We start from the raw sequence: 12395 nt of genomic DNA, 5'->3' as shown, positions 1-12395 counted from the left end.
CCACGGCCACGGCCACGGCCACGGCCACGGGCATGAGCATGGAGAGACCCACGAGCACGCGCACGCGGCGCCCCACGGTCATGACGACCTGAACCTCCGCGCCGCCTATCTGCATGTGCTGGCCGACGCGGCGACCTCGGTGCTGGCCATCGTGGCCCTGCTGGGCGGGCGGTTCTGGGGGGCCGATTGGCTGGATCCGGCGATGGGCATCGCCGGCGCGGCGCTGGTGGCGGTCTGGGCGCGCGGGCTGCTGCGCGACACCGGCCGCGTGCTGCTGGACGCCGAGATGGACGCGCCGGTCGTCGACGAGGTCCGCGAGGTCATCGCCGCCGCCCCATGGCCGGCGGCGATCGCCGACCTGCATGTGTGGCGCGTGGGCCGGGCCCAGTACGCCTGCATCGTGTCGCTGGTCACCGACCATCCCGAGGCACGGCCCGATGAGGTCCGCCGGTTGCTGTCGGTGCATGAGGAACTTGTTCACGTGACCGTCGAGATCAACCGGCCCGCGGGCGCGACTGTCTGATCCGCGCCGCGGCGCCGGGTCGACCGGCACCGGCACGCCGCCACAATCGCGGCCCATGAAAATCAACTACCTCCTCGCCGCCATCCTGGTCAGCAGCCTGATCGGTGCCTTCGTGGCCAATCGCTCGGTGAAGACCGCCTGCGCCGTCGTGTCCGGCGGCATCGCGCTGTATGCGCTGCTGCGACAGGTGATCTGAGCCACCGGGATGTTCAGATCGATCACCTCGAAATGATCGATCTGATCCTGCGCCGGCCTGTCGTCGCGCGTGTCGCCTCCCCCGTGACCGCTCGACCGCCCCCCCACCGCCTTTCGTCCTGCTCCCGCTCGCATCCCTCCATGTCCACCCTATGGTGGGATGGCACTTGCGCCGGCCCCCGCCGATAGTGGGGGTTCGACAGGAGAGGACCATGCGACAACGATTCGCGCCCCCGACCGGCGACGCCGGTCACCCCCTCGGTTCGGTCATGCAGCACATCCTGCGCCAGACCGAACTGCTGCTGCAGCGGCGCATCCCGTTCAGCCCGTCCGGCTGGCCCATCGAGGACACGCCCGCGCTGGAAGGCCTGGAGGTCAGCGAGTCCAGCTGGGATGAGTGGACCGAGGCGCTCGAGCTCCAGCGTCGCCCCTGACCGCCCTCTGCGTTCCCTTCCCCCCTTCATGGCCGCCCGCACGCGCCTCGCGCGCCGAGGGCGTTGATCGCCCGCACGACGCCGCTTCCGCGCGAACTTGAGCGGAGGGAACGGGGTCGACGCCGCCCAGTTCCTGGCCTCGGTGACGCAGTTCACCGAGCTCGCGGCGACCGCTGAGTTCCTCGCGCTCATCCGCGCATGCCGCCCGACGGCCGCGGCGAAGAATCCGTTCACCCCAACGAACGAGAGCGCTTCGCCATGCACGTCAAGTCCTCCGCTTCTCCGTCGCCGGCCGTCCGGGCCGGCGCGCCGGCGCCTTCGGGACCGGCCAAGGGCGCCAAGTCGGGCGCAGCCGATTTCTCCAAGGCGCTGAACGAGGCCAAGGCGGCCGCCCCCGGTCCGGCCGCGACCGCGCCCGTCGCATCGCCTTTCGCGTCGGCCGTCGCGAGCGCGGCCAACGCTGCAGCCACCACCGCGGCGCCCGCTTCGTCAACGGCCGCTTCGCCGACGCCCGCCTCGCCGGTGCTGAGCACCTTCTCGCTGGACACGGCCGCGCTGGCCGCGCGGCCTTGAACCCCGGGAGACCGCCTTGAGCAGCGTGCCCTTCCTGTCCGGCCTGGCCAGCCTCGCCACCTCGTCCGACGGTCCCTCCGCCGAGGCCAGCCGCGCCACCTCGTCCGGCGCGTCGTCGGGCCCGTCCCGCGGCGGTCCGGGCCTGACGCTGGGTCCGGTGCTCGGCGTCACCGCCACCATCAGCGCCCAGGGCCTGCAGGCGCTGGCCGATCACACGCTGGACGCGGTCGAGACCGCCGCCAACACGGTGACCGACACCGTCGGCGATGTCGCCGGCACCGTGGGCCAGGTGCTGGGCAACGTGGTCGCCTACGGCGTGATGGCCGCGCTGGGCGGCGGCGCCGTGCTCGACGAGCTGGTGTGAGGCCCGCCGCCATGCGCCCGTCCTTCGTCCGGCCGCTCGCCGCCGTCGTCATGGCCCACGCCGCGGCGATGGCGCTCGGCGGCTGCGCCGTGCTGAGCCCGGTCCCCGCCTGGGAACTGGTGAAGGGCGCCAGCGCGGCCACCTCGACCGCGCTGGCGACTGCCGCGCCGGCCCGGGCGAGCAACACCGTGCATCACGGCGATGCGCCGGTGCGCGCGGTGTGCATCGAATTCAACCGCAACGCGCCGCTGGAGGACCTGGTCCCGGCGCTGCAGGTGGAGCTCAAGGGGCAGGGCGTCGACAGCCGCGTCTACGAGCCCGGCACCGGCCTGCAGCAATGCGGCGTCTGGCTGCGCTACGTCGCCACCATCGAATGGGGCGTGCCGCCGATGGCCAGCGGCTACCGCGCCAACCTGAGCGCCGCGTCGCTGAGCCTGCATCGGTCGGACGGCACGCTGCTGTCCACCAGCAGCTACGTCGCGGACGAGAACTTCGGCCTGGCCCGATGGGCCGGGACACGCAACAAGATCGCGCCGGTCGTGAAGGCGCTGGTCACCGGCTTCCAGAGCTGAGGGAGAGGGATGTGATCTCGAGCAAGCAATCTCGCCACCGCACGCGCGCGGCCTGCCGCGCCGCCGCGCTGACGGTCGCCGCCGGCGCGCTCGCGGCGCTGGGCGGCTGCGCCGGTGCGCCGCCCACGGTGCCCGGGCCGATGCTGGTCGCGCCGCCGCAGGCGCCGATGTACATCGAGCGGCCCAGCAACGGCGCGATCTACCAGCCCGGCATGTCGCCCACCTCGCTGTTCTCGGGCGAGAAGCGGCCCAGCGCGATCGGCGACACGCTGAAGGTGGACATCCAGGAGACGCTCAAGGCCACGCAGAAGCAGACCACCGACACCAGCCGCGACAACCGGCTCGCGGTGCGCGGGCCGGGCGGCCAGAGCAAGGTCGGCGCGGTGGAGCGGCTGCTCAACATCGACGCGACCGCCTCGGGCAGCGATGCCTTCAAGGGCTCGGGCACGACGGAGACCGACAACAGCTTCGTCACGCAGGTGGCGGTGAGCGTGATCAACGTGCTGCCCAACGGCAACCTGCTGGTGGCGGGCGAGCGCAACGTGGGCCTGAACAAGGGCGTCAACACGCTGCGCTTCTCCGGCATCGTCAATCCGCGCGACATCCGCCCGGGCAACGTGGTGGCTTCGCGCGACGTGGTGAACGCCAGCCTGGAGAGCGTCGCGCAGGGGGATGTGTCCGAGGCCTCGTCGCGCAGCTGGCTGCAGCGCGTCCTGGCGCGGAGCCTGTCCATCTGGTGACCGGCGCGCGGTCAACCGGCAAACCGGGCCGACCTCACCGGCCTTATCGACCGATCGGCGGGGACGGTCCGCTTCTATAACCCACGGTTCGCCGTCAGGCCTTCGCAGACCTTCCGCATGCAGCGCGGAGGGCGGAGCCTGGCCCGGTGGATCCCATCCAGCATGAGCATGAACACGAAGGCGACGCAGGTGCCGCACAACGGCGAGACGGACAACCCCGACGACTGGCTGGCCGACGGCCAGGTGCGGACCTATCGACGCGGCCAGAAGATCATCGAGGCCGGCAGCCCGCTGGCCGAATGGATCGCGATCAGCGGCGGTGCCGCCTTCCTCGCGGCCAAGGTCGCGGCCGACACCCGCGTGGCGGTGGCGGCGCTGTGGCTGGGCGACGTCATCGGGGCGGATTCGCCGCTGGGCCAGCTGGCGGCGCGCTACGACGTGACGGCGCTGGTCGACGTCACCACCATCCACATCCCGCTGCCGCGGATGAAGGACACCCACGCCCCGCAACGCGACGCGGCCACCGGCGAGCTGTACGCGGCGACCGCGTCGCGGCTGCAGGACCAGATCACGATGCGACTGGCCGGCAACGGCTTCCAGCGCCTGATCAGCGTGCTGGCCACGCTGGCGGCGGCGCTCAGCAGCTCGCAGCGCGGCGGCGCGGCCAGCAACAGCCTGGCGCTGCCGGTGTCGCAGGCCTGCATCGGGCAGCTGTCGGGCCTGTCGCGCCGGCAGACCTGGATCTACCTGGGCCAGCTCGCCGAACGCGGCTGGAGCCGGACCTCGCGCACGAAGGTGACGCTCGAGGGCCTGAACGCCTGGCTCAGCCTGATGAGCGAAGTGGAGTCGCGCGGGCTGGACTGCATCGGCACCGTCGACCAGTGCGACATGACGCTGTCGCGCCTGGCCAGCGCGCGCACGGCGTTGAAGTAGCGCGGCGGGAGGCCGGCGGGAGCGGTCGGCGGGAGGGACGCTCGGCAGCCGTCGGCTCAGGCCGCGCCGAAGCGGATCTCCGCCGCCGGCTTCGCGCTCATCGCGGGACCGAAGCTGTTGAGGTTTCGCAGGATCAGCGTGTGGTGCTCGATGATCTGCGGCGCGGTCAGCGCACCGTTGGCGATCGTCGTGTGACCGTCCTCGACCAGCGTGACGTCGTAGCCCGCGCTGAGCGCGCGGCGCGTCGAGGTGTCGACGCAGAAGTCGCTCTGCGCGCCGCACACGACCAGGTGGGTCACGCCCAGGCCCTTCAACACTGCGTCCAGCTCGGTCCGGTGGAATGAGTCGGGCGAGGTCTTGCGCACCCGGGGATCCTGCGGCCGCGCCTGCAGCCGGTCGTCGAGCTGCCAACCCTCGCTGCCATGGCGCAGCGGTTCCCAGCCGTCCTCCTCATGCTGCACGAAGACGACCGGCGTGCCGGTCTCGCGCGCCTGCGCGATCAGGCCGTTGACGCGGCCGATCACCGCGTCCACGTCGTGGCAGGCGTACTCGCCCACGCACAGCGCGCGTTGCAGGTCGATGATGAGCAGGGCAGTGGTCATGACGGTCGCCGGGCAGGGGAGAAGCCGGCGAGCATACGCCGCTCCAGCCGCTCCCGCCGCCTCAGAACTTGTAGGTCAGCACCACCCGCAGCGCGCGGTTGTCGCCGCGGGCGGTATTGGGCTTGTCGAGGTTGAGGTTGTCGCCGCCCAGGCGGTTCGTCGGCTGGCCCGCGGGCGGGGCGATGCCAACCCAGTCGTCGAAGCCGGCGTAGTTGTCGGCGCCGAAGACGTTCAGCACATCGAGCCGCAGCGCCACCTGGTGCAGGCCGTACTTGAAGGCCTTGCCGAGGCTGATGTCGACCTGACGGTAGCTCGGCGCATCGCCGCGCATCAGGAAGCACTGCGCGGTGCCGGCAAGGCAGTTGGTCAGCCGCCGCGGGAAGCCGCTCGCGTAGGTGCCCTTGGCCGAGAAGCTCAGGCCCCAGGGCAGCAGCTTGTCGGTCATGAACGCGCCGACCAGCCGATGCCTGTCGACCAGCGTGCTGGGATTCCAGCCGCGCCCCGCGCGTCCGTAGGTCCAGTCGAAGGTGTCGTTGCTCCACTGCAGGTTGGTGGTCCTGGCATCGCTGTAGGTGTAGGCCAGCGTCGCCGTCCAGCCCGAGGCCGCGCTGTAGGGCCGGTCCACCTTCACGAAGACCGAGTCGGTGCGCGTGCGGCCGATCGAGTCGCCCAGCACCAGTTGGCCGAAGCCATCGGGACCGCCCCACAGCGGATCGAGCGCCGACTGCTGCGCGAAGCCGCCGTTGGCGTCGCGGTTGCCGCTGAACCAGACGAACTGGTGCTTCGCCTCGATGCGGCTCAGCGCGATCTCGCCGTTCCAGGTCGGCGACAGCGCCTGCCGCACGCCGATGCTGAATTGGTCCGCGTAGGGCATCTTCAGGTCGTTGCGGATCAACCAGATCTCGCCGCCCGGGGCCTGGTTCTTCTGCAGCTCGTCGAGCGCGTGGTTGGCCATCGTGCGGTCGTAGCTGCGCCCGTAGCCGCCGAAGACCACCGTGTTGCGGTCGTTGAAGACGTCGTAGGAGAAACCCAGCCGCGGCGCGATCGCCTGCTTGAAGGCCTTGCGGGAGTTGCCGCTGCTGAGGTAGCGCGACACGTCGATGCCGCCCTTGGCCAGCGACTGCGCGTAGCTCTGCCCCGCCGGCGGCGCGATGCCGAAGCGCGGCACGTCCGCCGCCAGCAGCGCCGCGACGCGGTCGGCCGGCGTCGCATAGGCGTTGTTCAGCATGTTGTCCTCGTAGTCCCAGCGGACGCCGAGGTTGAGCTCGAGCTGGCGCGTCACGCTCCAGTCGTCCTGCAGGTAGAGGCCCCACTGCCGGTTGTTGAAGCGGGCCTGCGCCGGCGCGGTGGCGCGGCGGATGTTGCACTGGTCGCTGCTGCTGCCGTTGTTGGAGACGTTGGTGCCGGTGCAGTTGGTGCCGTCCCAATAGGGCAGGCCGGTGGCGGTGTCGATCAGCACGTCGACCGCGTCGACCGAATTCGCCGTGCCGCTGAGGTCGTAGCGCATCGCCTTGAGCTTCACGCCGCCCTTGATCACGTGCCCGTCGAAGCCGGTGTAGGTGAGTTCCTCCGACACGAAGACGCCGCGCTGCTGGCGCCGCTGCGCATCCGGCGATCCGCCATCCAGGATCACGTCCTGCGAGGTCGTCAGCACCTGCGGCGACGCGGTCGACACCTTGTAGCGCACCAGCGCCGCGTCCGCGGCCGACCTGGGATTCCAGAGGTAGTCCTCGTAGCCCAGGCGCGCCTCGCTGAGCCAGTCGCCGCGCGACCACTCGTGCTTCAGGTCGACCCGCGTCTCGTCATTGCGGCGCTCCTTGTCGTTGCCGGGCAGCGAGAGGTTGCGGTCCTCGGCGATGCGATCGGTCTCGCGGCGAAGGCGCGCGCTCAAGGTGAGCTTGTGCTCGTCGTTGATCTGCGCGTCGAGCTTGCCGAAGAGCAGGTCCTCGTGGAACGGGTCGACCTGGCTGCCGCGGCGCGCGCGCAGCGTGGGCACGATGCCGGCCTCGGGCAGCTTCTCGAAGTTCTGCCCGGCGATCTGGCGCGAGTCCTCGATGCGCTTGCCGTCGTAGGCGAGGAAGAAATGCAGCTTGTCCTTGACGATCGGGCCGCCGATGCTGCCGCCGTACTCGTACTTCTGCGACGACGGGCGCGGCACGCCTTGCGATTCGCGTTCCTTCTCCAGCGCATTCATCGAGCGCCAGTTGGTGCCGGTGCGATCGGCGTAGACCTCGCCGTGGAATTCATTCGTGCCGGACTTCGTCACGGCGGTGATCGCGGCGCTGCTGACCTGGTCGAACTCGGCCTTGTAGTTCTGCGTCAGCACCTTGTATTCGGAGATCGCCGACTGCGGGAACGGATTGCCGCGGGTGTCGGACTGGCCGCTGACGCCGCCGCGCAGGATGTTGTTCTTCTGGCCCACGCCGTCGATGAAGACGTTGAGGTGGTCGAAGTCCTGCGCGCCCGACTGCACCCGGCTCAAGCCGCCCGCATCGGTCGAGAAGGCCACGCCCGGCGCGAGGTCCGCGGCGCTGAGGAAGTTGCGGGTGCCTTGCGGCAGCGCCTCGATCATGCGCTGCGAGACGACGGTCCCCAGCTGCGAATCCTTCACGCCCTGGCGTGTCGCATTGCCTTGCACGGTGACGCGGCCCAACTGCACCGCATCGGCCGCGCCGGGCGCCGCCGGCGCATCGCCCAGGTCCAGCGCCGCGCTCTCGCCGACGGACAGCGTGATGCGCTCGCAGACCAGCAGCGGCGCGCCTTCCGGCACGCCGAGCAGCCGCGCTTCCTCCGCGTCGGCGCTGGCGGCGAACAGGTTCTCCACCGCTTCCACCGGCGCAAAGCCGGCGCGTTCCATCAGCAGCTGGTACAGCGAGCGGGCACGTTCCACCTCCTGCAGCTCGAGCTTCACGCCCGGCGGCAGCGGGAAGTAGGCGTCGTGCAGGCCGACCGGCACGCCGTTGGTCAGGCGCACGCGCCGCACGCGGGTGAGCGGGTGGCCGGACTCGAGCTGCAGCAGCTGGGCGATGGCCATGGTGGCCGGGCTGAACTCGAGGTTGAGGATGCGCTGGCTGGGCAGGCCGCCGCGCTGGCGCGTGTCCTCGGAGAAGCCGTCGATGTAGCGCGACATGCGGCGCACCAGCGCCGGCGCGACGAAGGTGCCGCGGCCGTGGTCGCTGTAGACCAGTCCGTGGTCCTCCAGCAGCCGCACCGCCTTGCGGATGGTGTCGCGGCTGACCTGGTGCTGCTCGGTGAGCTCGCGCTCGGAGGGCAGGGCCTCGTTGTCGGCGAGGCGCCCGTCGTCGATGGCGGCGCGCAGCGCGTCGGCGACCTGGCGGTAGCGGGGAGGGGGCGCGGAGGCCTCGGCGGGTCGTTTGCTCATGTCCGGCAATGCTCTCATGGTACGTACCAGATGGTCAACAGGGTTGCTCCCAGTCCGCATCGCATGGCCGTTTTACGAGGCTGTGACAGCTGTTGCTTCCGAAGGAAAACCCGAAGTTCTGCGGAAAACATGCTGTGACCAGATTGACGTGGTACGTACCAGTGGATGATCATCCGGCCCGATCCGCGCAGTACCCCTCCACCCCGTTCCCGGTCCTTCCGCTGAAAGCTCCTCCACCATGCGCTCTCTCGCCCGCCTTCCGTTCGCACCGCTGCCCCTGGCGGCCCTGCTCGTCGCCGCCCACGCCCCGGTCCTGGCCCAAGAGGCCTCCGCGCCGGCCCGGCCCGCCAGCGAAGCCGCCGGCGATACCGCGCCTTCGATCGCGCCTTCGCCCGCGCCGGTGCCCGCCCGCTCGCAGTCGCTGGGCCAGGTGACGGTGACCGGCGAGTCCATCGGCCTGCGCCAGTCGCGCGCCAACGTGAAGATCACCGCGGCCGACCTGGAGCACTACCCGACCGGCGTCTCGGCCGACAAGCTGCTGGAGCGCGTGTCCGGCATCCAGGTCGGCTCGTCCAACGCCTTCGGCGGCGACGGCTTCGAGAGCACGATCAGCATGCGCGGCTTCGGCAAGGACAGCATCGGCTTCTCGATCGACGGCATCCCCAACGGCCGCACGACGCTGGGCGGCGGCTCGGTGCCCACGCGCTTCTTCGACAGCAGCAACCTGGCGGCGATCGATGTGTCGCAGTCGGCCGGCATCGTCGGCGCGCCGTCCCACCAGGCGCTGGCCGGCCACATCGATTACCTGACCCAGGATCCCGGCCGTGCCTTCGGCCTGCGCGTGGAAGCCGCCGCGGGCAGCGCCGAGCTCGGCCGGCTCTATGCCCGCGTGGACAGCGGCGAACTGGCGCCCGGACTCACCGCCTACCTGAGCGTGTCTCGGCAGCAGTGGCAGGTCTCCTACGTCGACGATCCCTCCGGCCACGACACCCGCGACCATGCCGACCTGAAGCTGGCCTGGCGCCTGGGCCAGGACACCACGCTGAAGCTCTACTCCAGCTTCAACGAGCGCAAAGAGACGAGCGCCAGCAACATCGTCACGCTCAGGCAGTTCCAGACCGATCCCAAGCAGGACGGCTACACCGACCACTGGACCGGCGTGCCCGGCGTCGACCGCAACTACCGCGGCCTCAAGGGCAACCCGCGCGAGGACCGGCTGAGCTACCTCAGCCTGAACACCACGCTGGGCGGCTTGAAGGTCTCGGCCAAGGCCTATCACCACGGGCAGGACGGGACCGGCAAGGAGACGGGCCTGGGCAACGGCGGCTATCCGGGGCTCGATGGCTCGGCCCGCAGCCTGTACTTCCGCGCCAACGACTACGACCTGTCGCGCAACGGCGCCTTGGTGGAAGTGGGCGCGCGGCATGGCGACCTGCTCGACTGGCGCGCCGGCGCCTGGTACGAGAGCTACGAGCGCGGTCAGGTGCGGCGCTGGTATCCGGTCCTCGACGAGGCCGCCGGGCCGGCCCTTGCCGACACGCCGGTCGCGATCAGCGAGGACAAGCACTGGAAGAACCGCTCCACCATGGTCTACCTGGCCAACCGCAGCAGCCTGCTGGAAGGCGGGCTCAAGCTGGACTACGGCGTCACCTACCTCGACAACCGGGTCGACTACCGCGCGCCGATCCAGGACTCGCGCACCGGCAAGCTGGATTTCGTCAACCAGGCGCGGGTGAACTCCGGCGTGCTGCCCAAGCTGGGCGCGCTGGTGCCGCTGGGCGCGAACACCGAGCTGTTCGCGGGTTACGCCAAGAACGCGGCCACGATGACCGACGCGACGCTCGAGGGCGGCGCGGCCACCACGATGGCGGCGGCGCTGCGGCCGCAGGACATGGACACCGCCAAGGCCTTCGACCTGGGCCTGCGCCACAAGGGCGACGGCTACGCGCTGAGCGTGCAGGGTTTTTCGATCCGCTCGAAGGAGACGGTCGCCGCGGACATCGCCGGCACGCTGCAGTCGGAGAACGTGGACCAGGGCCGCCGCATCGATGGCATCGAACTCAGCGCCAATGCCCGCGTGGGCGCGGCCTGGCGCCTGTATGGCGCCTTCACCTACCAGAAGGCGCGCTACGCGCTGGGCGACGTCGATGCGCAGGGTTATCCGGCCAAGGGCTTCATCCGCGACGGCGCGGACCTGGTCGGCATCGCGCCGCGCAACCTGTTCCTGGAAGCGACCTGGCGGCCGGGCGATGCCTGGCGGCTCGGGGTCAATCTCCGTCACGTGTCCAGCCAGGCCGGCTACTACGCGAATCCGCGGGTGGCGAACAGCGGCGTCGACGAGCGCATGCCGGCGTACACGCTGCTCGGCGCGAGTGGGTCGTACCAGTGGGATCACCTGACCCTCGGCCTGAACCTGGAGAACATCACCAACAAGCACTACCTCTCCGGCGTCGCGCCCGAGCTGATGACGAGCCCCTCCAGCATCGGGCGCTACTTCATCGGCGCGCCGCGCACGGTGGTGCTGTGGGTGAGGATGGAGCTGTGAAGCGCTCCCCGGTGACCCGCCCCGGCGGCGCGGCGATCCTCGTCGGGGCCGTGACCGCGGTCGCGCTCCTGCTGGGCGGCTGCGCGCCGGTGACCTCGACGGTGGACGCGCGTGCGGCGGCACGCGTTGCGGTGGACGCGGCGACGGGTGCGGCGGCAGAAGCGTCGGCAGGTGCGCCGGGGACGGTGGCCTGGGCGCAGCCGCCCATGCGCCTGCGGCTCATCGGCGAGACCGTCATTCCGCGCGTGGCGACCGATCCGCTGCTGCGCCATCTCGGCGGCATCTCCGGCCTCGACTACGACCCCGTCGAGGACACCTGGTACCTGCTCAGCGACGACCGGTCGGAGCACGCCCCCGCGCGCTTCTACACCGCCAGGATCCGCTGGAACGCGCAGGGCCTGGAGGAGCTGCGCGTGACCGGCCTCACCCCGTTGTTGCAGCGGGACGGCCAGCCCTATCCGAATGTCCGCGCGCCGACGCGGCCCGGCGAGCCGCCGCCCGACAGCCCCGATCCCGAGGCCTTGCGGCTGGACCCGCGGACCGGGCGCCTGCTCTGGTCCAGCGAGGGCGACCGCCCGCGCGGCCTGCAGCCCTTCATCCGCTGGTCGGAGCGGGACGGCCGCTTCGCCGGCGAGCTGCCGCTGCCCGAGCGCCTGCGCGTGCATCCCGACGAGCCGCGCGGGGCCCGGGACAACCTCAGCCTGGAAGGCCTGGCGCTGGCCGAGGATGGCTCCGTGTGGGCCAGCATGGAGGCGCCGTTGATCGAGGACGGCGAGCCGCCGACACGCGAGGCGGGCGCGTTGACCCGCTTCACCCACCTGGACCGGCAGGGCCGGGTGCTGGGGCAGTACGCCTATCCGGTCGAGCCGGTCCCCGAGGCGCCGACGGGCGGTCAGCGCCGGTCCGACAACGGCGTCAGCGATGTGCTGGTCACGCCGGCCGGCACGCTGCTGGTGCTGGAGCGCTCGGGCCGGGAAGTCGCCGAGCGAGTCTTCAAGTTCCGCGTGCGGCTGTACGAGGCCCGCGTCGACGGCGCCACCGACGTCTCGGCCGTGGCCTCGCTGCGCGACGCGGCGCTCGTGCCGATGCGCAAGCGGCTGATCCTCGACCTGCAGGCCGCCGGCGCGCGGGGACCGATCGACGACCTCGAAGGCATGGCCTGGGGACCGGTGCGGCCCGACGGCAGTCGCACGCTGGTGATGGTGGCCGACGACAACTTCTCGCCGCAACAGGTGACGCAGGTCCTGGCCTTCGAGGTGGCGCCATGAGGGACGAGGACATGGAAGGCCTGCTCGGGGCCTGGCTGCAGGCGGCCGGCGCCGGGGACCGCGCGGCGTTCGAGCAGCTGTACCGCCACTTCCAGCCGCGCCTGACGCGCTTCATCCAGCGCTGCTGCTCGCGCCCGCATGTGGTGGAAGAGGCGGTCAACGACGCGCTGTGGGTGGTCTGGAAAAGCGCCGCCAACTTCCGCGGCGACTCGCGGGTGACGACCTGGGCCCATGGCATCGCGTATCGCTGCATGCTCAAGGCGC

Annotated in this window: 13 protein-coding genes; 11 read left to right on the top strand and 2 right to left on the bottom strand. The window is 71.1% G+C overall.

The window, feature by feature from the left end; all coding sequences use genetic code 11:
- The 8 genes from FUT87_RS20195 to FUT87_RS20165 all read left to right on the top strand — a co-directional run.
- Positions 1-523 (top strand): cation diffusion facilitator family transporter (locus tag FUT87_RS20195; protein ID WP_147242182.1); only part of this gene is annotated, 523 nt, incomplete at its 5' end.
- 55 nt (positions 524-578) lie between these two features.
- Positions 579-719: a hypothetical protein gene (locus FUT87_RS29100; protein ID WP_183484476.1), complete on the top strand. Its 141-nt coding sequence runs from the start codon at positions 579-581 to the stop codon at positions 717-719.
- Between the two features lie 211 nt (positions 720-930).
- The gene (locus FUT87_RS20190) at positions 931-1152 is read left to right on the top strand and encodes a hypothetical protein (protein ID WP_141225181.1); all 222 of its coding nucleotides are present in this window, start codon (positions 931-933) and stop codon (positions 1150-1152) included.
- 258 nt (positions 1153-1410) lie between these two features.
- Positions 1411-1725 (top strand): hypothetical protein, encoded by a 315-nt coding sequence (locus tag FUT87_RS20185; RefSeq protein WP_147242181.1) that lies wholly within the window; start codon positions 1411-1413, stop codon positions 1723-1725.
- Positions 1726-1741: 16 nt separating this feature from the next.
- A complete protein-coding gene (locus FUT87_RS29095) occupies positions 1742-2089 on the top strand; it encodes a hypothetical protein (protein WP_186830651.1) in 348 nt (115 codons plus the stop codon).
- 11 nt (positions 2090-2100) lie between these two features.
- Positions 2101-2661, top strand: a complete 561-nt coding sequence (locus FUT87_RS20175; protein ID WP_091720107.1) for a hypothetical protein — start codon at positions 2101-2103, stop codon at positions 2659-2661.
- Between the two features lie 11 nt (positions 2662-2672).
- Positions 2673-3401, top strand: a complete 729-nt coding sequence (locus tag FUT87_RS20170) for a flagellar basal body L-ring protein FlgH (RefSeq protein ID WP_255511939.1) — start codon at positions 2673-2675, stop codon at positions 3399-3401.
- Between the two features lie 162 nt (positions 3402-3563).
- Positions 3564-4334, top strand: coding sequence for a Crp/Fnr family transcriptional regulator (locus FUT87_RS20165; RefSeq protein WP_091720109.1), 771 nt, complete (start codon positions 3564-3566; stop codon positions 4332-4334).
- 56 nt (positions 4335-4390) lie between these two features.
- On the opposite strand, the gene FUT87_RS20160 is transcribed toward FUT87_RS20165, so the two are convergent.
- Together FUT87_RS20160 and FUT87_RS20155 are read right to left on the bottom strand one after the other, a co-directional pair.
- Positions 4391-4936, bottom strand: coding sequence for a cysteine hydrolase family protein (locus tag FUT87_RS20160; RefSeq protein WP_147242180.1), 546 nt, complete (start codon positions 4934-4936; stop codon positions 4391-4393).
- Positions 4937-4997: 61 nt separating this feature from the next.
- Complete coding sequence (locus FUT87_RS20155; protein WP_186830650.1) at positions 4998-8318, bottom strand: TonB-dependent receptor domain-containing protein; 3321 nt, start codon at positions 8316-8318, stop codon at positions 4998-5000.
- A 238-nt stretch (positions 8319-8556) separates the two neighbouring features.
- Between FUT87_RS20155 and FUT87_RS20150 the strand changes: the two genes are divergently transcribed.
- The 3 genes from FUT87_RS20150 to FUT87_RS20140 form a co-directional block, all read left to right on the top strand.
- Positions 8557-10863: a TonB-dependent receptor gene (locus tag FUT87_RS20150; RefSeq protein WP_147242178.1), complete on the top strand. Its 2307-nt coding sequence runs from the start codon at positions 8557-8559 to the stop codon at positions 10861-10863.
- Positions 10860-12131, top strand: coding sequence for an esterase-like activity of phytase family protein (locus tag FUT87_RS20145; RefSeq protein ID WP_147242177.1), 1272 nt, complete (start codon positions 10860-10862; stop codon positions 12129-12131). The genes FUT87_RS20150 and FUT87_RS20145 overlap by 4 nt, the downstream gene beginning before the upstream one ends.
- Positions 12128-12395, top strand: a 268-nt coding sequence (locus FUT87_RS20140; protein ID WP_310735268.1) for an RNA polymerase sigma factor, incomplete at its 3' end; no start/stop codon positions are given. The genes FUT87_RS20145 and FUT87_RS20140, both read left to right, overlap by 4 nt.

It is taken from the genome of Mitsuaria sp. TWR114, from assembly GCF_007997345.1.
The sequence above is the reverse complement of the archived record's forward strand: the minus strand, read 5'-3'. Positions and strand labels throughout refer to the sequence as shown.